The 20,292-nt window shown below is 74.8% G+C and carries 22 protein-coding genes and 1 tRNA gene; 15 read left to right on the forward strand and 8 right to left on the reverse strand.

Annotation, left to right across the window (positions count from 1 at the left end):
- The first annotated feature begins 1 nt into the window (after nt 1).
- Both J3473_RS15735 and J3473_RS15740 read left to right on the forward strand, forming a co-directional pair.
- Complete coding sequence (locus J3473_RS15735) at nt 2–424, forward strand: hypothetical protein (protein ID WP_207024859.1); 423 nt, start codon at nt 2–4, stop codon at nt 422–424.
- Entirely contained in the window at nt 421–1,347 is a 927-nt protein-coding gene (locus J3473_RS15740) for a DUF4332 domain-containing protein (protein WP_207024860.1), read from the forward strand. The genes J3473_RS15735 and J3473_RS15740 overlap by 4 nt, the downstream gene beginning before the upstream one ends.
- A 34-nt stretch (nt 1,348–1,381) precedes the next feature.
- Here the strand turns inward: J3473_RS15740 and J3473_RS15745 are convergent, their stop codons facing one another.
- The 3 genes from J3473_RS15745 to fdhD form a co-directional block, all read right to left on the reverse strand.
- Nucleotides 1,382–1,684 (reverse strand): thiamine-binding protein, encoded by a 303-nt coding sequence (locus J3473_RS15745; RefSeq protein ID WP_207024861.1) that lies wholly within the window; start codon nt 1,682–1,684, stop codon nt 1,382–1,384.
- Between the two features lie 98 nt (nt 1,685–1,782).
- Nucleotides 1,783–4,566 carry a pyruvate dehydrogenase (acetyl-transferring), homodimeric type gene (gene aceE / locus J3473_RS15750; protein ID WP_207024862.1) on the reverse strand — a complete coding sequence of 928 codons (2,784 nt, stop codon included), beginning with the start codon at nt 4,564–4,566 and terminating at the stop codon, nt 1,783–1,785.
- Between the two features lie 125 nt (nt 4,567–4,691).
- Nucleotides 4,692–5,531 (reverse strand): formate dehydrogenase accessory sulfurtransferase FdhD, encoded by an 840-nt coding sequence (fdhD, locus tag J3473_RS15755; RefSeq protein WP_207024863.1) that lies wholly within the window; start codon nt 5,529–5,531, stop codon nt 4,692–4,694.
- A 247-nt stretch (nt 5,532–5,778) separates the two neighbouring features.
- Here fdhD and J3473_RS15760 point away from each other — a divergent pair, with 247 nt between their 5' ends.
- The 8 genes from J3473_RS15760 to J3473_RS15795 all read left to right on the forward strand — a co-directional run bounded on the left by J3473_RS15760 (nt 5,779) and on the right by J3473_RS15795 (nt 11,555).
- The gene (locus J3473_RS15760; protein ID WP_242525911.1) at nt 5,779–6,312 is read left to right on the forward strand and encodes a PH domain-containing protein; all 534 of its coding nucleotides are present in this window, start codon (nt 5,779–5,781) and stop codon (nt 6,310–6,312) included.
- Nucleotides 6,313–6,347: 35 nt separating this feature from the next.
- Nucleotides 6,348–7,865: a PH domain-containing protein gene (locus tag J3473_RS15765; protein ID WP_207024864.1), complete on the forward strand. Its 1,518-nt coding sequence runs from the start codon at nt 6,348–6,350 to the stop codon at nt 7,863–7,865.
- A gap of 12 nt (nt 7,866–7,877) precedes the next feature.
- Nucleotides 7,878–8,318 (forward strand): DUF3052 domain-containing protein, encoded by a 441-nt coding sequence (locus tag J3473_RS15770; RefSeq protein ID WP_030529421.1) that lies wholly within the window; start codon nt 7,878–7,880, stop codon nt 8,316–8,318.
- Between the two features lie 73 nt (nt 8,319–8,391).
- The gene (locus J3473_RS15775; RefSeq protein ID WP_030529420.1) at nt 8,392–8,871 is read left to right on the forward strand and encodes a peroxiredoxin; all 480 of its coding nucleotides are present in this window, start codon (nt 8,392–8,394) and stop codon (nt 8,869–8,871) included.
- A gap of 83 nt (nt 8,872–8,954) precedes the next feature.
- Nucleotides 8,955–9,027: transfer RNA gene (locus J3473_RS15780), tRNA-Val, on the forward strand.
- A 1-nt stretch (nt 9,028) separates the two neighbouring features.
- Nucleotides 9,029–9,877, forward strand: coding sequence for a Nif3-like dinuclear metal center hexameric protein (locus J3473_RS15785; protein ID WP_207024865.1), 849 nt, complete (start codon nt 9,029–9,031; stop codon nt 9,875–9,877).
- Nucleotides 9,874–10,614 (forward strand): zinc ribbon domain-containing protein, encoded by a 741-nt coding sequence (locus J3473_RS15790; RefSeq protein ID WP_030529418.1) that lies wholly within the window; start codon nt 9,874–9,876, stop codon nt 10,612–10,614. The genes J3473_RS15785 and J3473_RS15790 overlap by 4 nt, the downstream gene beginning before the upstream one ends.
- On the forward strand, nt 10,611–11,555 hold the full coding sequence (locus tag J3473_RS15795; RefSeq protein ID WP_207024866.1) for a reverse transcriptase-like protein: 945 nt from the start codon (nt 10,611–10,613) through the stop codon (nt 11,553–11,555). The genes J3473_RS15790 and J3473_RS15795 overlap by 4 nt, the downstream gene beginning before the upstream one ends.
- A gap of 43 nt (nt 11,556–11,598) precedes the next feature.
- On the opposite strand, the gene J3473_RS15800 is transcribed toward J3473_RS15795, so the two are convergent.
- A complete protein-coding gene (locus J3473_RS15800; RefSeq protein WP_207024867.1) occupies nt 11,599–12,186 on the reverse strand; it encodes a maleylpyruvate isomerase N-terminal domain-containing protein in 588 nt (195 codons plus the stop codon).
- A 51-nt stretch (nt 12,187–12,237) separates the two neighbouring features.
- Between J3473_RS15800 and J3473_RS15805 the strand changes: the two genes are divergently transcribed.
- Nucleotides 12,238–12,711, forward strand: coding sequence for a GNAT family N-acetyltransferase (locus J3473_RS15805; protein WP_207024868.1), 474 nt, complete (start codon nt 12,238–12,240; stop codon nt 12,709–12,711).
- 24 nt (nt 12,712–12,735) lie between these two features.
- On the opposite strand, the gene J3473_RS15810 is transcribed toward J3473_RS15805, so the two are convergent.
- Nucleotides 12,736–13,302, reverse strand: a complete 567-nt coding sequence (locus tag J3473_RS15810) for a GNAT family N-acetyltransferase (protein WP_207024869.1) — start codon at nt 13,300–13,302, stop codon at nt 12,736–12,738.
- A 525-nt stretch (nt 13,303–13,827) separates the two neighbouring features.
- Here J3473_RS15810 and J3473_RS15815 point away from each other — a divergent pair.
- From J3473_RS15815 to J3473_RS15825, 3 genes are read left to right on the forward strand one after another with little or no spacing between them, the layout of a single operon-like run.
- On the forward strand, nt 13,828–14,241 hold the full coding sequence (locus tag J3473_RS15815; RefSeq protein WP_030529413.1) for a rhodanese-like domain-containing protein: 414 nt from the start codon (nt 13,828–13,830) through the stop codon (nt 14,239–14,241).
- Nucleotides 14,238–15,482, forward strand: coding sequence for an O-succinylhomoserine sulfhydrylase (locus J3473_RS15820; protein WP_242525912.1), 1,245 nt, complete (start codon nt 14,238–14,240; stop codon nt 15,480–15,482). Before J3473_RS15815 ends, J3473_RS15820 begins: the two co-directional genes overlap by 4 nt.
- 25 nt (nt 15,483–15,507) lie before the next feature.
- Nucleotides 15,508–15,975 (forward strand): SRPBCC family protein, encoded by a 468-nt coding sequence (locus J3473_RS15825; RefSeq protein WP_207024870.1) that lies wholly within the window; start codon nt 15,508–15,510, stop codon nt 15,973–15,975.
- Here J3473_RS15825 and J3473_RS15830 read toward each other — a convergent pair.
- The 3 genes from J3473_RS15830 to J3473_RS15840 form a co-directional block, all read right to left on the reverse strand.
- Nucleotides 15,959–16,855 (reverse strand): oxygenase MpaB family protein, encoded by an 897-nt coding sequence (locus J3473_RS15830; RefSeq protein WP_207024871.1) that lies wholly within the window; start codon nt 16,853–16,855, stop codon nt 15,959–15,961. The genes J3473_RS15825 and J3473_RS15830 overlap by 17 nt on opposite strands.
- Nucleotides 16,856–16,970: 115 nt before the next feature.
- Nucleotides 16,971–18,065 carry an SLC13 family permease gene (locus J3473_RS15835; RefSeq protein WP_207024872.1) on the reverse strand — a complete coding sequence of 365 codons (1,095 nt, stop codon included), beginning with the start codon at nt 18,063–18,065 and terminating at the stop codon, nt 16,971–16,973.
- A complete protein-coding gene (locus J3473_RS15840) occupies nt 18,062–18,808 on the reverse strand; it encodes a YaaA family protein (RefSeq protein WP_207024873.1) in 747 nt (248 codons plus the stop codon). Before J3473_RS15840 ends, J3473_RS15835 begins: the two co-directional genes overlap by 4 nt.
- A gap of 32 nt (nt 18,809–18,840) precedes the next feature.
- On the opposite strand from J3473_RS15840, the gene J3473_RS15845 reads away from it, so the two are divergent.
- Nucleotides 18,841–20,292, forward strand: a complete 1,452-nt coding sequence (locus tag J3473_RS15845; RefSeq protein WP_207024874.1) for an RNB domain-containing ribonuclease — start codon at nt 18,841–18,843, stop codon at nt 20,290–20,292.

Below are 20,292 nucleotides of genomic sequence, written 5' to 3' on the forward strand. Positions count from 1 at the left end.
CGTGGCCACCGGCGACCCCTCGCCGACCGCGGGGAGCGGCACCCGGCAGACCGAGCTGGGTGCCCTCCTCGCGGGCACGGTCACCGCCGTCGTCGAGGCGCAGGACCTCCTCGACGAGCACGCCCGCGCCCGGGCCGCGGAGTACGCGGCCGCCGCGCCGGGCAGCCTCGCCCTCCCGCCGCTCTGGTACGCGTTCGACGAGGCGTCGGTCGACCTCGAGCTCTCGACCGAGGCCGTCCGCGTCGCGTCGGACGACGGTGGCCCGGCCCGCACGCGCCTGCTGTGCCGGACGGTCAACCCCGTGACCGTCGGCGTCTACGGCTACCGCTCCGCCGCCGGCACCCGCGTCCGGCTCACCCTGACCCCCCAGCGCGTCGCCCCGACCCCGCTCCCGGCGACCGAGGAAGGACGCCCGTCGCCATGACCCCACCCCAGGTCCGCACGACGCTCGACCCCGGCCGGCTCCCGGCCCTCGACCGCATCGGCGTCGACCGCCTCGTCACGGTCGACGGCATCACCGGTGTCTTCACGCCGGTCACGGGCGCCGACCCCGCCGCGTCCGGGGAGAACCTCGAGAAGATCGTCGACGCCCTCCGCGGCGAGCTGGCCTCGGCCCGCGCCGAGAACGCCGCCCTCGAGGCGAAGCTCGCCGCGCTCGCGGACCCGCCGCGCTCGTCCGACGACCTCGCCGACGGGTTGCAGCACGCGCTCGACGGCATCGCCGAGCGCCTCGGGACGATGGGCAACGGCACGTCGAACTTCGCCGTGCGCGAGTTCACCCTGGAGTCCAAGGTGCACGTCGACGTCACCGCCGTCGGGACCATCGGCTTCCAGTTCGTGCGCCCCGGTGACCAGGTCAACGCGGCCGCGCTCTCGACCGTCTCGATGACCGTCGTCCCGGTCCCCAAGCCGCCGCCGGACGAGGTCGTGGCCGCGCCGGTCGTCGAGCGTCCGGTCGAGGACATCGACGGGCTGACCGACGCCCAGGTGGCGACGCTGCGCGGGGCGCACGTGACGACGACGAGCGGGTTCGCCCGGCTGGCGACCCGCGCGACCGCCTCGGCGAGCCTCGTCAGCCTGCTCGGCGTCGACCGCGAGGAGCTCGGCCGGTTCACCGTGCTCGCCGGGCTGCTCGGCGTCCCCGGGGTCGACCGGACGAACGCCGCGGTGCTGCACGACGCCGGTGTCACCGACGTCGCGGCGCTCGCGGCCGCCGACCCGGCGGACCTCGTCGAGCGCTACCGGGTGGCCGCGAAGCCCCGGCGGGCGCTCGGCACGACGCCGAGCCTCGCCGAGGCCACCCGCTGGGTCGAGGCGGCCGCCGCGCTGACCACCACCCCGGCCTGAGCGGCGTCCGCTCGGGCGGGACCAGCGGTGGGGCTCAGCCCTCGCCGAGCACCTCGTCGATGCGCTGCACCTTCGAGGTGAGCATCCCCGTGTGCCCGGGCCGGATGTCGGCCTTGACGACGAGCGAGACGCGCGGGTGGCGCGCGGTCATCGCCTCGGTGCACCGCTTGAGGACGGCGAACACCTCGTCCCACTCGCCCTCGAGGTTGGTGAACATCGCGTTCGTCTCGTGGGGGAGGCCGGAGGCGCGGACGATGCCGACCGCCTCCGCGACGGCCTCGGCGTAGGAGCCGGTGTCGTCCGGGCTCGCGGGGGCGATGCTGAAGGCGACGATCATCGGGCTGCTCCTGGGGTGCTCACCCGTCGAGAGTAGAGAACACGCCGCCCGCGACGGTGCGCGGGCGGCGTGTCCTGTTCACTCGACGGGGTGGGCGGTCAGCTGTCGCCGCCCTCGTTGCCGGACGCGCCGGCGGTCACGTCGTGCAGCCGGTAGCGCTTGGCGGCCTCGGCCGGCACCGACGCCTCGACCTCGCCGCGCTCGGCGAGCACCTGGAGGGCGCGCACCGCCATCGACGGGCCGTCGATGTGGAAGTAGCGCCGCGCCGCGGGGCGGGTGTCGGAGAAGCCGAAGCCGTCGGCGCCGAGCGACGAGAAGTCGCCGGGCACCCACTGCGCGATCTGGTCCTGGACGGCCCGCATGTAGTCGGACACCGCGAGGACCGGGCCCTGGCGCCCGGACAGCTGCGAGGTCACCCACGGGGTGGGCGCCTCCTGCTCCGGGTGCAGGAACTTCGCCTCGTCGCACCGGAGCCCGTCACGCCGCAGCTCGTTCCACGACGTCACCGACCACACGTCGGCCGCGACGTGCCAGTCGTTGCGCAGCAGCTCCTGCGCCTCGAGCGCCCACGGCATCCCGACACCCGACGCGAGCAGCTGCACGCGGGGGGCGTCGTCGCCGATGCCCTCGGTCGAGCCCTCGGCGTAGAGGTACATGCCCTTGAGCAGGCCCTCGCGGTCGAGGTTCTCGGGCTCGGCCGGCTGCGCCATCGGCTCGTTGTAGACCGTCAGGTAGTAGATGACGTTGCGCTGGTCGTCGGTCAGCGACTCGTCCGTGCCGTACATCCGGTGCAGACCGTCCTGGACGATGTGCGCGATCTCGTACGCGAACGCCGGGTCGTAGTGCACGACGGCGGGGTTGGTCGCCGCGAGCAGCGGGCTGTGGCCGTCGGCGTGCTGGAGGCCCTCGCCGGTCAGCGTCGTGCGGCCGGCGGTGGCCCCGATGAGGAAGCCGCGCGTCATCTGGTCGGCCGCGGCCCACACCGAGTCACCGGTGCGCTGGAAGCCGAACATCGAGTAGAAGACGTAGATCGGGATCATCGGCTCGCCGTGCGTCGCGTACGACGTGCCGGAGGCCGTGAACGCTGCCATCGAGCCGCCCTCGTTGATGCCGAGGTGGAGGATCTGGCCGTCCTTGGCCTCGCGGTAGGCGAGCATCAGCTCCGCGTCGACCGGCGTGTAGCGCTGCCCGTGCGGGTTGTAGATCTTGATCGTCGAGAAGAAGCTGTCCATCCCGAAGGTGCGCGCCTCGTCGGGGATGATCGGCACGATCCGCTTGCCGAACTCCTTGTCGCGCATGAGGTCCTTGAGCAGCCGGACGAACGCCATCGTCGTCGCGACCTGCTGCTTGCCGGAGCCCTTCTTGACCTGGCCGTAGGCGGAGTCGTCGGGCAGGTGGATCGGGACGTGCGTCGAACGCCGCTCCGGCACACCGCCACCGAGCTTGGCGCGGCGCTCCATCGCGTACTGGATGACCTCGTCGTCGGCGCCCGGGTGGAAGTACGGCGCGTTGTACGGGTCCTTCTCGAGCTGCTCGTCGCTGACCGGGATGTTCAGCGAGTCACGCAGCTTCTTGAGGTCGTCGAGCGTGAACTTCTTCATCTGGTGCGTCGCGTTGCGGCCGGCGAACGAGGTGCCGAGGCCGTAGCCCTTGATCGTCTTCGCGAGGATGACGGTCGGCTGGCCGGTGTGCTCGACCGCGGCCTTGTAGGCGGCGTACACCTTGCGGTAGTCGTGGCCGCCGCGCTTGAGCTTCCACCAGATGTCCTCGTCGGACCAGTCGGCGACCATCTTGCGGGTGCGCGGGTCGCGCGCGAAGAAGTGGTCGCGGACGTACTTGCCGTCGTTGGCGCGGAAGGTCTGGTAGTCGCCGTCCGACGTCGAGTTCATGAGGTGGACGAGGGCGCCGTCGCCGTCGGCGGCGAGCAGCGGGTCCCAGCCGCGGCCCCACACGACCTTGATGACGTTCCAGCCGGCGCCGCGGAAGAACGCCTCGAGCTCCTGGACGATCTTGCCGTTGCCGCGCACCGGGCCGTCGAGCCGCTGGAGGTTGCAGTTGACGACGAACGTGAGGTTGTCGAGCTCCTCCTGCGCCGCGATCTGCAGGGCGCCCCGCGACTCGGGCTCGTCCATCTCGCCGTCGCCGAGGAAGGCCCACGTGTGCTGCTGGCTCGTGTCCTTGATGCCGCGGTTGTGCAGGTACTTGTCGAACTGCGCCTGGTAGATGGCGTTCATCGGGCCGAGGCCCATCGACACCGTCGGGAACTCCCAGAAGTCCGACATGAGGCGCGGGTGCGGGTAGCTGGGCAGCGCGAGCGGCGAGCCGTCGACGACGTGGCTGTGCTCCTGGCGGAACCCGTCGAGGCGGTCGGCGCTGATCCGGCCCTCGAGGAAGGCGCGGGCGTACATGCCGGGGGAGGCGTGGCCCTGGAAGAAGACGTGGTCGCCGCCGCCCGGGTGGTCCTTGCCGCGGAAGAAGTGGTTCATGCCCACCTCGTAGAGCGTCGCGGCCGACGCGTACGTCGAGATGTGGCCGCCGACGCCGATGCCCGGCTTCTGCGCGCGGTGCACGACCATCGCGGCGTTCCAGCGCAGGAGGGCGCGGAAACGGCGCTCGGTGTCCTCGTCGCCGGGGAACCACGGCTCCTGCTCCGGGCCGATCGTGTTGACGTAGTCGGTCGTCGTCAGCGACGGGACGCCGACCTGCATCGACCGGGCCCGCTCGAGCAGGCGGAGCATGAGGTAGCGGGCGCGCATCCGTCCCGGGCCGTCGATGACGGCGTCGAGGCTGGCGAGCCACTCGTCGGTCTCGCTCGGGTCGATGTCCGGCAGGTGCGTCGGGATGCCGTTGAGGATGGGGCCGACGTCTTCGTGGAGGGCCACGCGCACGTCCTTTCAGCGGTCGCGGTCCGTGCCCCGGTCGGGGGCCGGACCACCCATCCTTCACCCACGAGCGGCCCGCGTCACAATCCGGGTCCGTGCTACTGGACGGTACGTCGAGCCGCAGGTCACGCCGCGGGGTCGGGCACCCGGTCCGGGCGGGAGTACAGCGAGATGCGCCCCTCGCGGGCGAAGGCGGCGAGCGTGATGCCCGCGTCGACCGCGAGCTCGACGGCCAGTGAGGTGGCCGCGCCCACCGCGACGACGACGGGGATGCCCGCGACCGCCGCCTTCTGGACGATCTCGAAGCTCGCCCGGGCGCTGACGACGAGGACGGTGCCGGACAGCGGCAGCTCGCGCTCGCGGGCCAGCCCGCCGATCACCTTGTCGACGGCGTTGTGCCGGCCGACGTCCTCGCGGACGGCGAGCAGCGTGCCGTCGGCGTCCGCGACGCCCGCCGCGTGCACGCCGCCGGTGCGCTCGAAGGTCGCCTGGTGGGTGCGCAGCGCGTCGGGCAGGCCGGCGAGGACGGAGGCCTCGACCCGCACCGCGTCGGCGGCGACGTCGAAGCGGCTCGCGGTGCGCACGGCGTCGAGGGACGCCGAGCCGCACACGCCGCAGGCGCTCGTCATCGACTCCGTGCGCTCGCGGGCCGGGCGCAGGAGGGAGACGCCGGGGGAGAGGGCCGCCTCGACGACGTTGAAGGTCGGCGAGCCGTCGGGCCCGACGTCGGTGCAGTGCATCATCGTCGCGACGTCGTGGGCCGACGCGACCATCCCCTCGGTGAGCAGGTGACCGAGGGCGAGGTCGAAGTCGTCGCCGGGGGTGCGCATCGTCGTCGTCACGGAGCTGCCGTCGACCCGGACCTCGAGGGGCTCCTCGACGGCCACGGTGTCGGGGCGCCGGTCGACGACCGCGCGGCCGAGGTCCATCCGCGTCCGCGGCACCCGTGTCGTCACCCGTCCCACGGCCCCATTCGAGCACACCGGGCCGCCGGTGTTGCGCGGAGCGGAACGGCGGGTGCCGACCTGCCGGCCGCGTCCTGGCGTCGGGCGGGTGAGCGCGACGGAGACCACGACCCCGCCGGAGGTCGGCCTGCGGGTCGATGTCGACGGCATCGGCACCAACGACCACCGGGTCGTCACCGACGTCCTCTCCGCGCCCTGACGGCCCGGGCACCCCACCGCCGTCGGGGCGCTGGGGCAGACTGGGCGCGTGCCCGAGACCCCGCCTCCCGCCGTGACCGCCGACCCCGGTGCGCCCTCCGGGCCCGTCACCCTGCGCGGCGGCGACCTGCCCTGGCGCACGGTCGCCCCGCAGCTCGCGACGGTGCGGCTCATCACCCTCGCGGTCGTCCTCGCGGTGCCGCTGCTCGCGACCGTCGTCGTCGCGCTGCTCGTCACGCCGTGGGTGTGGCTCGGCACCCTCGGGCTCGTCCTGCTCGGCGCCTGGGCGGCCTGGCTGATCTCGCGCCAGGTGAGCGCCATCTCGTGGGTCGAGCTCGACGAGGAGCTCGTCATCCGCAAGGGACGCCTGTTCCGCAGCCTCGTCAGCGTCCCCTATGGACGGCTGCAGTACGTCGACATCCAGTCCGGGCCGCTGGCCCGGGCGTTCGGCATCGCCTCGTGCGAGATCCACACCGCCTCCCCCGAGAGCGGCGGCTCGTTGCCGGGGCTGCCCACCGAGGAGGCCGAGGCCCTGCGGGCGCGGCTCGCGGCGCGCGGCGAGACCCAGCGGGCGGGTCTGTGACCACACCGGGGGGAGCGCCCGACGAGGTCGGGACCGTGCAGGACTCCGAGGACGTGGACGGCTGGCAGCGGCTGCACCCGCTCTCGCCGCTGCTGCGCGGCGGCGTCGTGCTCATCGCCGTGCTCGGCTACGCCGTCAGCCGCCTCGTCGACTCCGTGCTCTCCTCGCTCGACCCCACCGCCGAGCCCGACCCAGGCGCCGACTACGAGCTCGCGTGGACGAGCCACCCGCTCCTCGCCCTCGGCGCGCTCGTCGTCGTCATCGCCGCCGTCGCGGCCGTCGGCTGGGTCAGCTGGCGGTTCTCGCGCTTCCGCGTGGCCGCGGGGCAGGTCGAGCTGCGCACCGGTGTCCTCTTCCGCCAGCACCGACAGGTGCGGCTCGAGCGGGTCCAGGCCGTGGAGACGACGCGCCCGCTGCTCGCGCGCCTCGTCGGGCTGAGCCAGGTCGTCGTCCAGTCCGCCGGCGGCTCCGACTCGCACCTGACCCTCGCCTTCCTCGGCGCCGACCGCGCGGAGGAGGTGCGCGCGCACCTGCTCGAGCTGGCCGGCCGCTCCGACGAGGCCGCCCGGCCGGGGATGCCTCCTGCCGCCGAGCACGACCCCGGGGTCCCGGCCGGTGCCGCGCCCCGGGCCCCGGCGGTCGAGCCGCCCCCGCTCGTCGTCGTGCCCAACGGGCGCCTGTTCGTCGCGACGATCCTCCACGGCTCGACCATCGTCCTCGGGGTCATCCTGCTCGGCGCCGCCGTCACGGTGGGGGTCGCCGAGGCCGGCCTCGCCGTCCTGGCCGGGGCGCCGGCCCTGCTGCCCGTCGTCTTCGGCCTCGGCGTCAGCCGGGTCAAGGAGCTCCTCGTCCACGGCAACTTCTCCATCGCCCGCACCGGCACGGCCCTGCGCGTCCGGCACGGCCTGACGGACCTGCGCGTCTCGACCGTGCCGGTGCACCGCGTCCAGGCGGTCGAGGTGCTCCAGCCCCTCTGGTGGCGGCCGTGGGGATGGTGGCGCGTGCGCGTCAACGTCGCCGGCGTCCACGGCGGCGACAACGACGACGACGAGACCGTGATGCTGCCCGTCGGCACCGCCGACGAGGCGCTCGCCGTCCTCGCCGCGCTCGGCGCCCACCCCGAGGACCCCGTCCTGCTCGAGGCCCTGCACGGCGCCGGCGGGGAGCACGGATGGGTCGGACCTCCGCGCGTCGCGCGCTGGCTCGACCCATGGAGCTGGCGGCGGACCGGCTACGCCCTCGCCGAGCACGCCGTCTACCTGCGCACCGGGCGGTTCACCCGGCGCACCGTCGTCGTGCCGCACGCGCGCATCCAGTCCCTCGGCCTGGCCCAGGGTCCGCTCCAGCAGCGACTCGGCCTCGCCAGCGCCCGCCTCGTCTCCACGCCCGGCCCGGTCGGCCCGGACGTCCCGCACCTCGCGCAGGCGGACGCCGAGGAGCTGCTCGAGCTCGTCGGTCGCCGCGCCCGCGAGGCGCGGCGACTCGCCGGCCACCCCCTTGCACCCGGCCACGCGCCGTTGGTGGACTTTCCCCAGAACGATCCCCGAACGTGAGAGGTTGACACCGTGAACACCCCGACGCCGCCCCCGGTCGACCCCGGGTCCAGCGCCCCCGGAGCCGTCGAGCGACTCGGCTTCGCCCCCGAGCAGGTCGTCCAGGAGTTCGGCTGGGACGCCGACGTCGACGAGGCGCTGCGCGTCGCCGTCGAGGAGGCCTGTGGCGGTGAGCTCGAGGACGACGAGTACACCGGCGCCGCCGACGCCGTGCTCCTGTGGTTCCGCGAGGAGGACGGTGACCTCGGCGACGCGCTCGTCGACATGGTCGGCGTCCTCGAGGAGGGCGGGTTCGTCGTGCTCCTCACGCCGCGCGAGGGGGGTGAGGTCGACCCGACCGAGATCGACGAGGCCGCGGTGACCGCCGGCCTGCACCTCGCGGGGACCTACAACGCGTCGGGGGAGTGGCGGGCGCACAAGCTCGTGGCCCCGAAGGGCAACGGCCGCCGCTGACCGGGGTTGCACACCGTGGGGGGTACTCGTCACCGGTCGGCCGCGACCACTCCCCAACTGGCAGGATGGACGCATGACCCCCGCTCCGAGCCCCCTCGCCGTCGGCGACGTCGCCCCGGACTTCACGCTGCGCGACCAGAACGGCGCCGACGTGACCCTCTCGGAGCTCACGGCGGAGAAGAACGTGGTGGTCGTCTTCTACCCGTGGGCGTTCTCGGGCATCTGCACCGGGGAGCTCGACGAGATCCGCGACCACCTCGAGCGGTACGTCACCGACGACCTCCAGGTGCTCTGCGTCTCGTGCGACGCCGTGTTCAGCAACCGCGCGTGGGCCGACATCCAGGGCTACTTCTTCCCGCTGCTGTCGGACGCCTGGCCGCACGGCGAGGTCGCCCGCGCCTACGGCGTGCTCAACGAGGCCAACGGGGCCTCGCTGCGGGGCACCTTCCTCGTCGGCCGCGACGGCCGGGTCGCGTGGACGCTCGTCAACGGCCCGGGGGAGCCGCGCGACTTCTCGGCCATCCCCTCCGCCGTCGCCGCGCTGGCGGTCTGAGCCCGGGTGGACCGACCGGTCCGCACCCGGACCTGCCATGATGTCGGCGGTCGGTGGCGCCGCGCACGGCGGGCCACCGCCCGGGGCCTGTAGCTCAGCTGGTAGAGCGCCGCGTTTACACCGCGTCGGTCGTCGGTTCGATCCCGGCCGGGCCCACATGAGCGACGACGCCCTGACCCTCCGCGAGGTGCTCGAGGTGCTCGAGCGCCTCTACCCGCCGGCCACCGCGCAGTCGTGGGACCGGGTCGGTCTCGTGACCGGCGACCCCGAACAGCCCGTTCGCCGCGTCCTCCTCGCGGTCGACCCGACGCTCGAGGTCGTCGAGGAGGCCCGCTCGCTCGGGGCCGACCTGCTGCTCACCCACCACCCGCTGCTCCTGCGGGGCGTCCACTCCGTCGCGACGACCTCGGCCAAGGGCGCGACGGTGACCGGCCTCGTCGTCGGTGACGTCGCGCTGTACGTCGCCCACACGAACGCCGACGTCGCCGACGAGGGCGTCTGCGCGGCGCTCGCCGACGCGTGCGGGCTGGCCGCGACCGAGCCGCTGGCCGTCGTCGAGGGCCAGGCGCTCGGCCGCGTCGGCGACCTGCCGTCGGCGCTGCCGCTGCGCGCGTTCGTCGAGGGGCTGGCGCGGCACCTGCCGCCGACCGCCGGCGGGGTCCGGGTCTCCGGTCCGCCGGACGCCCCGGTGCGCCGCGTGGCGCTGCTCGGCGGGGCGGGGGACGACCTGTTCGACGAGGTCCGGGCCAGCGGCGCCGACGTGTACGTGACGGCCGACCTGCGCCACCACCCGGCGCTCGAGGCCCGCGAGGAGGCGCGCGGCGGCACCCCGTACCTCGTCGACGCCGGGCACTGGGCGAGCGAGTGGCTGTGGCTGGCCCGTGCGCAGCAGGCGCTGGGTGCGGCCCTCGGCGACGACGTGACTAGGGTGGAGACCCACATCAGCACAGTGCGCACCGACCCGTGGACCTTCCTCGTCGGTGCCGACCTTGGAGGTACCCCGTGAGAGCCGACTCGTCCCGTCAGCAGCGGCTGCTCGACCTCCAGGCCATCGACACGCGGCTGGACCAGCTGGCGCACGCCCGCCGGACCCTGCCGCAGCTCGCGGAGCTCGAGGACCTCGCCGGCAAGGCACGCCTCCTCGAGGACCAGCTCGTCCGCTCGCGCACCGAGCTCGGCGACGTCCAGCGCGAGGTCGCCAAGGCCGAGGCCGACGTCCAGCTGGTCCGCGACCGTGCGGCGCGCGACCAGGCCCGGCTCGACTCGGGCACCGGCACGGCCAAGGACCTCCAGGCGCTGCAGCACGAGATCGTCTCGCTCGCGCGTCGTCAGGGCGAGCTCGAGGAGGTCGAGCTCGAGGTGATGGAGCGCGCCGAGGCCGCCGAGCACGACGTCGCCGAGCTCGAGCGCGGGATGGGTGAGCTGACCGCCCGCATCACCGCGCTCGAGACCGCCCGCGACCGTGAGACCGCGCGCCTCGACGACGAGGCCGGCCACGTGGCCGCCCCGCGCGACACCGTCGCCGCCGAGGTCGGGGAGGACCTCGTCGCGCTCTACGAGAAGATCCGCAAGAGCTCCGGCGGGACCGGCGCGGCAGCGCTGCACCAGCGCCGTTGCGGCGGCTGCCGGCTCGAGCTCAACCCCGTCGAGATCCAGCGCCTGCGCTCGGCCGACGAGGACGAGGTGCTGCGCTGCGAGGAGTGCAACCGGATCCTCGTGCGCACGCCCGAGTCCGGCCTGTGAGCCGCCGGCTCACCGTCGAGGCCGACGGCGGGTCGCGCGGCAACCCGGGCGTCGCCGGGTACGGGGCGCTGGTGCGCGACACCGAGACCGGCGCGCTGCTCGCCGAGCGTGCGGAGCCGCTGGGCAAGGCGTCGAACAACGTCGCCGAGTACCGCGGCCTCATCGCGGGTCTCACCGCGGCGCACGCGATCGACCCCGGGGCGGTCGTGCTCGTGCGGATGGACTCCAAGCTCGTCGTCGAGCAGATGGCCGGGCGCTGGAAGATCAAGCACGAGGACATGCGCCGGCTGGCGCTCGAGGCCCGCGACGTCGTCGAGGCCATCAGGGCCGCGGGCGGCGCGGTGCGCTACGAGTGGATCCCGCGCGCCGAGAACAAGGACGCCGACGCCCTCTCGAACGACGGCATGGACGGCCTCACCGTCCATCGCGACCACGAGGGTGGGGCGTCGTCGGGTGAGGCCGACGCTGCCGGTGGTGACGACGAGGCGTCGGGCGGCGCGGCGTGCGCGCCGGTCCCGCGTCGCGACGGCACGCCGGTGCGGGTCGTGCTCGTGACCGAGGCGGAGGGGAGCGCGGCGCAGCAGGCCGCGCGGTCCGTCGAGCGCCTGCTGGGCGGCGCGCCCCGGTGCCTGCTCGAGGCGGGCACCGAGGCCTCGACCGAGACGGCCGCGGAGGTCGGTGACGCGCTCGGCGTCGACGCGGTCGTCGACGCGGCCTGGGCCTCGGCCGCCGGTGCTCCGACGGCCTGGGAGCGGGTCGTCTCCCGTGGCGGCACGACGGTCGTCGTCTGCCCGGCCGCCGTCGTGCAGGCGGCCCTGGGGCACGTCCTCGGGATGCCGGCCGAGCGCCACGACCGGCTCGCGGCGGCGCCGGGGTCGCTCACCGGGGTCGAGGTCTGGACCGGCGGCGACGTCTCGGTGGCCTTCACCAACCGCACCTGAGGAGTCTCCGGCCGGTGCGGCCGATGACGTGCCGGCCGGGGCCTCAGCCCAGCGCGTCGGGGTCCCAGGGCACGGCGTCGCGCGGGAGCGCCTCGGCCGTGCGGCGGGCCAGGTCGAGGGCGGCCGGGGGTGGGGTGGCGCCGAGGTCGAGGTCGACGAGGTGGACGACGTCCTCGACGGCCCAGGACGCGAGCAGGTCGCCGCTGGTCATCACGTGGCCCTGGAAGCCGTGGTGCCCGTCGGGCAGGGCGTCCGAGGCCGCGAGCACGCGGTCGGCGACGTCGAGGAGCCGGGCGACGGCTGCCGACGGTCGGCGGTGGGCGTCGGTCCATCGCCGCTGGTCCATGAGCACGAGCACGGGGTCGTCGCCCGAGCCGGCCTCGGCGTAGGCCGCCCAGTAGCTCGCGGCATCGACGGTGGCGGGGCCCGCCGTCCGCCGGGCGAAACCGCCGAGCAGCTCCTCCCATCCGGCGAGCACGTGGGCCACGACGTCGAACCGGGTCCATCCCGCGCAGCGCGAGGGCTCGAAGAGCGCGGGCTCCGGGAGGTCGCGGACGGCGTCGGCGACGGCGACGACGGACGCACGGAACGCGGTCAGACCCTCGGCGTGGGGGACGGTCAGCGTGGGCACCCGACCACCCTCGCACCGCCTCGACCGGTGCGGGCGGGTACGGTCGCGCCGATGCCGCTGACCCGACCGCTGACCCCGGACGACCTCGACGCCCTGCTGCCGCTCCAGGAGGCGGGGGCGGTCGCCGCGCTCGGTCACATCTTCCCGCAGGAGACCCACCCCTTCCCGGCGGCCGAGGTGCGCTCGCGCTGGGTGCACGAGCTGGCGGACCCGGGCATCCGGTCGTTCGCGGCGGTCGAGGACGGCGAGCTCGTCGGGTTCGCGGCGGTGCGCGGGGCGGAGCTGTTCCACCTCGGGACGGCGCGCCCGACGTGGGGGAGCGGGCTCGCGGCCCGGCTGCACGACGAGGTCGTCGCGGCGATCTCCCGCGACGGGCACGCGGTGGCGTGGCTGCGGGTGTTCGAGGAGAACCGGCGCGCCATCCGGTTCTACGAGCGGCGGGGATGGGTGGCGACCGACGAGGTGTCGTGGTCGCTCTTCCCGCCGCACCCCGTCCTGCGGCGGTTCGAGCTGCCGCTGCGGTGAGCCCCCGCCCGGGCGGACGGCGCCTCAGTCGCCGAGGATCGCCATGAGGTGCACGTCGACCCACCCGTCGTCGAAGCGCAGGGCGTCGCGGCCGGTCCCCTCGTGGACGAAGCCGACCTTCTCGTAGACGTGGCGGGCGCGCGGGTTGAAGGCGTACACCTCGAGCGTGATGCGGTGCAGGCCCATCGTGCGCAGGCCGTGCTCGACGACGAGCCGCGTGGCCTCGGTGCCGAGGCCGCGCCCGCGTCCGGCGCGACCGACGAAGGTCCGGAAGCCGCACGAGCGGTTGGCGGGGTCCCAGTCGTCGAGGACGACCTCGCCGACGACGGCGTCCGTGGCGTGGTCGACGACGGCGAGCACGAGCCGGTCGTCGGCGACGGCCCAGGACTCGTAGATCGCGCGGAGCCGGGCGGGGTCGATCGGCGGCGGCGAGTCGCCGGTGCGGTGGACGGAGCCGGTGAGCTCGGCGACCTCCGGGTCGTCGCGGACGACGGCGTCGAGGAGAGCGGCGTCATCCCCCGTGACCGGCCGGAGCGTCACGAGCTCGCCGCAGAGGGTGGGCTTCTCGCTGAACGGCGTCGCAGGGGCCATGCCCGTCAGCCTCCCCGCCGGACGGTCGGGCGATCAAGCGGGTTCTCGGCGCCGTCCGACGCCCGGGTCCCTGCCGCGCCGTCCCGAGGACGCAGAGGAGCGCGACCCGCTGTTGTTCGCGTCACCCCCTGACGCAGTCATGATGAGCGGTCGGACCGCTCGTCCCGGTTGCTTCGAGGGGTGGAGCAACCGGCAGCGGCCGCCGGACCCCCGTGCTGCCGGGGGAGGCGGCGGGTGGAGGTGATGGTCGACGCTGGGGTGGTCGGGTTTCACCTCGAATCGGCAGCGGAGTCGGCGGGTGGAGGTGATGGTCGACGCTGGGGTGGTCGGGTTTCACCTCGAATCGGCGGGGGATCGGCGAGTCGAGGTGATGTTCGACGCTGGGGTGGTCGGGTTTCACCTCGAATCGGCAGGGGATCGGCGAGTCGAGGTGATGGTCGACCCTGTCGTGGTCGGGTTTCACCTCGACCCGGCGGGGCTGAGACGTCGTGCGGGCCCGGCAGCGACCGTCCTACCCTCGTGGGCATGACGTACGCAGGAGACGTGACCCCGCCGGAGGCCTACGCCGCCGTGACCGGCCCCGACGACGCCGTGCTCGTCGACGTCCGCACGAGCGCCGAGTGGTCGTTCGTCGGTGTCCCGGACCTCGCCGGCGCCGGCAAGGACGTCGTCTTCGTCGAGTGGAGCCGCTTCCCCGGCGGCGCCGTCAACGACTCCTTCGTGGACGACCTGCGCGCCGCCGGTGTCACGCCCGGTCGCCCCGTCTACTTCCTCTGCCGCTCGGGCGTCCGCTCGGTCGCCGCGGCGAACGCCGCCACCGCCGCCGGCCTCGGCCCCGCCTACAACGTCCTCGAGGGCTTCGAGGGCCCGGTCGACCACGCCGGCCACCGCCACGTCTCGGGCTGGAAGGTCGACGGCCTGCCGTGGAGCCAGCAGTGACGGCTCCCGACCCGCACACCGACCCCCACCCCGAGCCGACGCTGCGCCCGCGGACCCTCGCGGTCCGGGGCGGCCTGCAGCGCAGCGGCTTCGACGAGACCGCGGAGGCGCTGTACCTCACCTCCGGCTTCGTCTACGAGTCCGCGGCGCAGGCCGAGGCGGCCTTCAAGGACGAGGTCGAGCACTACATCTACAGCCGGTACGGCAACCCCACCGTCTCGACCTTCGAGGAGCGGATGCGCCTCCTCGAGGGCGCCGAGGCCTGCTTCGCCACCGCCTCGGGGATGTCGGCCGTCTTCACGGCGATGGCCGCCCTCTGCGGGGCCGGTGACCGCGTCGTCGCCTCGCGCGCGCTCTTCGGGTCCTGCTTCGTCATCGTCGACGAGATCCTCCCGCGCTGGGGGGTCGAGACCGTCTTCGTCGACGGCACCGACCTCGACCAGTGGCGCGAGGCGCTCGCCGTCCCCACCACCGCCGTCTTCTTCGAGACCCCCAGCAACCCCATGCAGGAGCTCGTCGACGTCGCCGCCGTCTCCGAGCTGGCCCACGCCGCCGGGGCCACCGTCGTCGTCGACAACGTCTTCGGCACACCGGTGTTCAGCCACCCGCTGGCCCACGGCGCCGACGTCGTCGTGTACTCGGCCACCAAGCACATCGACGGCCAGGGCCGCGCGCTCGGCGGGGCGATCCTCGGGCCGAGGGAGTTCATCGAGGGCCCGGTCAAGAACCTCATGCGGCACACCGGCCCGTCGATGTCGCCGTTCAACGCCTGGGTGATGACCAAGGGCCTCGAGACCCTCGACCTGCGGGTCCGCGCGATGGCGGCCACGGCGCTGCGCGTCGCCGAGACCCTCGAGCAGTGGCGGGAGGAGGGGCGCGGCCTCGTCCGGGTCGTCTACCCGCACCTGCCGAGCCACCCCCAGCACGAGCTCGCCCTGCGCCAGCTCGAGGGCGGCGCCGGCACCGTCGTGACCTTCGAGGTCGAGGGGGGCAAGGACGCGGCGTTCGCGCTGCTCGACGCGCTGCGGCTGGTCGACATCAGCAACAACCTCGGCGACGCCAAGTCCCTGACGACGCACCCGGCGACGACGACCCACCGCCGCCTCTCGCACGAGGACCGTGCGGCCGTCGGGATCACCGACGGCACCGTCCGCGTCTCCCTCGGGCTGGAGGACCCGGACGACCTCGTCGAGGACCTCGACCGGGCCCTGGCCGCCGCGGAGGCCACCCACCGCCGGTGACCCACAGGCTGTTAGCGTCGCGCGCATGACCTCCCGCGACGTCGTCTCCGTGCAGCGACTCATCCCGTCCGACCCCGAGCCGATCTTCGCGCTGCTCGACGACCCGTCGGGCCACGCGCGCATCGACGGCGGCGGCTCGGTGCAGGGTGCCCGCAGCGGCGGCCGGCGGCTCGCCCTCGGCGACCGCTTCGGGATGGACATGAAGATCGGCCTCGCGTACTCGACCCTCAACACCATCATCGAGCTCGAGGAGAACCGGCGCATCGCGTGGCAGACGACCGCCTCCGGTCCCGTCGGCAAGGTCGTCGGCGGCCGGATCTGGCGCTACGACCTCGAGCCGGTCGAGGGCGGCACCCTCGTCACCGAGTCCTGGGACATCTCCGAGGAGGCGGCGATGAGCAAGCCGTTCGTCCGCCGGATGGAGGGGATGACCCGCAAGAACATGGCGGCCACCCTCGAGCGCATCGAGGCGCTCGTCACGACGACGGGCTGAGCCCCTCCACCTGTCGCTCCTCGGCGACGCCGGCCATCGCCCACCGCACCGCCTTGGTGCCGACGAGGCCGAGCACGCCGGCGGCCCCGCGCACCGGCCCGTGCACCGGCAGCCGCAGCTCGCGCCGCGCCCAGTCCGGCAGGATGGCGACCCCGCCCGAGGCCAGCAGCCCGTAGCCGGCGCGCTGCGTCCAGGGCAGCGGGGGGTCGAGGAGCAGGAACCGGGCGGCGTCGCGCGCGGCGTCCGTGGCGCGCAGGACCGGCCGGTACGCCTCGAGCGCGGCGTGCAGCCCCGCGACGTCGGTCGGCACGGCGTCGGCGCCCAGCAGGCGTGCGACGACGGCCGACTGCTCGACGTAGGCGTCGGCCTCGTCGGGGTCGAGCGGCGTCGACGCGTAGCGCTGGTAGGCCGTGAGGAAGCTCCACGCCTCGGCGACGTGCACCCACGACAGCAGGTCCGGGTCGGAGGCACGGTAGGGCACGCCGTCCTCGTCCTTGCCGCGCACGCGCTCGTGGATGGACCGGACCCGGGCGATGGCCTCGTCGGCGTCCTCGACCGTCCCGAAGGTCGTCGTCGCGAGGAAGTGGGACGTGCGCTGCAGGCGCCCCCACGGGTCGCTGCGGTAGCCGCTGTGCCCCGCGACGCCGGCCATCGCCGACGGGTGCAGGGACTGCAGGAGCAGGGCCCCCACGCCGCCGGGGAACATCGCGGCGTCCGCGTGAACCCGCCACACCGGGTCGTCCGGGGTGAAGCGGCGCTCCCCGACACGCCCCCAGATGACGGCCGCGCGCTCCGACGCGTCGTCACCGGCCACGCGGGCCCGCAGGGCGTTGCCGAGGCGGCGCTGCGCCTGCCTGCCGATGTCGTCGACGACGCTCATCGTCCTCCGTCCGTCGGGGGCGACACGTCGCCCGGGGCTTCCTTCCTACCCACCCAACGGGCGACGGCACCCTCCGGCTTCCGGCTGTCGAAGGTCGGACCGGTGGGCGGTCGGCTCAGACGAGGGTGAGCGACAGGGTCGCGCTGACGACGACGAGCACCGCGCAGGCCAGCCCGGCGGGCACGAGCCACCGCCACGGGATGACCACGTCGCGCGCCCGGCAGCGCTGGATCCACAGCAGGGTGGCGAGCGAGGCCCACGGCGTGACGAGCGGGCCGGCGTTCGTCCCGACGAGCAGGGCGACGAGCCGCTCGACCGACCCGGCCGCGGCCGGCTCCAGCGCGAGGTAGGCCGGCAGGTTGTTGACGACGTTCGACAGCCCGGCCCCGGCGCCGGCGAGGGCGAGCAGCGCCCCGGCCCCGGTCCCCGCCGGGAGCGCCCCCGTCACGAGGTCGGAGAGGCCCCGCTGCTGGAGGACCTCGACGACGACCGAGATGGCGACGAAGCCGGCGGCCATCAGCCACGGCACCGGCAGGCCCCGCAGGAGGGACCGTCCGCGCCACCAGGTCGTGGCGAGCAGCACCGCGGCGGCGACGAGCGACACGAGCCACGGCGGGGCCCCGAGGGCGAACAGCGGCCCGAGTACGACGCAGACGACCGCGGCGACGCGCAGGAGCACGACGTCGTGCGGCTCCGCCGGGGGAGCGACGTCGTAGGAGCCGCGCAGGCTGCGCCGGTGCAGCAGCGCGACGAGGAGGAGCGTCACGACCACGGCGACGATCGCCGGTGCCCACGACGCCTTGACGAAGTCGGTGTGCCCCAGCCCGGCCCGGCCGAGGGTGTGCAGCGCCAGGAGGTTGGTGAGGTTCGAGACGGGCAGGAGGAGCGACCCGGTGTTGGCGATCCAGAGGGTCGTCACGGCGAGCAGCCGCGGGTCGAGGCCGACCTGTGCGGCGATGGCGAGCCCGACCGGGGTCAGCAGCACGGCCGTCGTGTCGAGCGAGAGGACGATCGTCGCGCCGACGGCGAAGACCGAGAAGAGGACCCAGAGCACCCAGCGTCGGCCCCCGCCCATCCGCGCCACGGCGTGACCGGCGACGTCGAAGACGCCGGCCCGCTCGGCGAGCTCGGCGGTGACGGTGATCGCGAGGAGGAAGACGACGACCGGGCCGAGGCGGCCGGCGAGGTCGAGCGCCTCTGCGCCGGTCACGGCGCGACCACGTCGAGCACCCAGGGCGCCCCGCGCCGGGCCGGCTCGTGCAGCTCGGTGTCGAAGGCCCGCGCCACGACCTCGGCGACCGCCGGCACGGAGCGGGCCGCGACGCCCTCGAGGCACAGGTGGCGCGCGACGAGCCCGCGGGTGTGCTTGGCCATGTGGCTGGCCCCCGGGACGCGCACCTGCACCCAGCGCTCGGCGACCCCGGGGCCGGGACGCCACGCGGCGGCGTACGCGGCCGAGCGGCAGTCGACGACCGCGCCGCGTCCGGCGGCCTCGGTCAGCGGCCCGTCGAGCGCCGGCCGCCAGTGCGACGCCAGCGCACCGACCTCGGGCAGCGTCACGCCCATCGAGAGGCGGTAGGCGGTGATCCGGTCGGTCGGGCGGACGGCGCCGTGCAGCGCCGAGACGACGACGAGCCAGCGGTTGGCCCGCCGGCGCGCCGCGGTGTCGAGCGAGGCGAGGTCGAGGGCGTCGTAGAGCACGCCCGTGTAGACCTGCGCGGCCGGGGTCGCGGGCAGCCGGTCGAGCGCCAGGTTGCGGGCGACCTCGTCGAGCAGGCCCTCCGAGACGCCGAGCGCCGCCGCCGCGTCGGGCGAGGCGCTCACCGCGGCGAGGTCGCGGGCGACGGCGGCGCGGGCCGGGGCGAGGTCGGGGAAGGACCATGTGCCGGGGTCGGCCGGGCCACCGCGGGGACGGTTCCACTTCGACTCCGACGGCGGGAGCAGGATGAGCACCGGCACAGCCTACGGAGGTTAGGTTGGCTGCCATGCCGCATCCCAGGGTCGCGCTGCGGCCGACCGACGCCGACACCCCGCGCACCGTCGAGCAGGCCCTCCGGGACCGGTTCGCCGCCGTCCGCGCCGAGCTCGGCCTCGACGCCCCGTACCCCGCCGACGCCCTCGCCGAGGCCGAGCGCGTGGCGGCCGAGCAGCCCCGCGTCGCGCGCCCCGACGAGACCGACGTGCCCTACGTGACGCTCGACCCGCCCGGCTCGATGGACCTCGACCAGGCGCTGCACATCGAGCGCGACGGCGCGGGGCACCGGGTGCGCTACGCCATCGCCGACGTCCCGCTCTTCGTCCGCCCCGGCGGCGCCCTGGACCGGGTGACGCGCGAGCGGGGCCAGACCGTCTACTGCCCCGACGAGCGTGTGCCGCTGCACCCGCCGGTGCTGTCCGAGGCGGCCGCCAGCCTGCTGCCCGGCGAGACCCGCCCGGCGTTCGTCTGGGACCTGCGGCTCGACGGCGAGGGCGTGCTGACGGGCGCCGAGGTGCACCGGGCGATGGTCCGCAGCCGCGCCCGCCTCGACTACGCCGGCGTGCAGGCCGACGTCGACGCCGGCACCGCCGACGAGGTGCTCGTCCTCCTGCGGGAGGTGGGGGAGCGGCGCATCGCCCAGGAGCAGGCGCGCGGGGGCGCCAGCCTCCCGATGCCCGAGCAGCAGGTGAGCGAGCGACCCGACGGCGGCTTCACGCTCGAGTTCCGGCCGCCGGTCGCCTCCGAGGAGTGGAACGCCCAGCTGAGCCTCCTGACCGGCATGGCCGCCGCCTCGATGATGCTCGAGGGTGGCGTGGGCGTCCTGCGGACCATGCCGGCGCCGACCGAGGACGCGGTGGCCCGCTTCCGCCGCGCCGCCCGCGCGCTGCGGGTCGAGTGGCCGCAGGGGATGCCCTACGGCGACCTCGTGCGCGGCCTGGACCGCAGCGACCCGCACCACCTCGCGCTCATCCACGAGGCGACCTCGCTCTTCCGCGGGGCGTCCTACACCGCGTTCGACGGCGAGCCCCCGGCCGAGCGCGAGCACGCCGCCGTCGCCGCGCCGTACGCGCACGTCACGGCGCCGCTGCGCCGGCTCGTCGACCGCTTCGGGCTCGTCGTGTGCGAGGCCCTCTGCCGCGGCGCCGAGGTGCCGCCGGAGATCCGGGCGGCCCTGCCGGAGGTCCCGGGCCTGATGACCGCCTCCGACCGCACCGCGCGGGCGGCCGAGCGCGCCTGCGCCGACGCCACCGAGGCCGCCGTGCTCGCCGGCCGGGTCGGCGAGCGGTTCGACGCCGTCGTCGTCGACCACCTCGAGAAGGGGATGGAGGTGCAGCTCGTCGACCTCCCCGTCCTCGCGAAGGTCACCGGTGACCGCGCGGCCCTCGGGTCGACCGTGCCGGTGCGGCTCGAGGCGGCCGACGTCGCGGCGGGGCGCGTCACCTTCGTCCACGACCGCTAG

This window comes from Phycicoccus sp. DTK01, assembly GCF_017312765.1.
In the GTDB taxonomy this organism is placed as follows: Bacteria; Actinomycetota; Actinomycetes; order Actinomycetales; family Dermatophilaceae; genus Phycicoccus; species Phycicoccus jejuensis.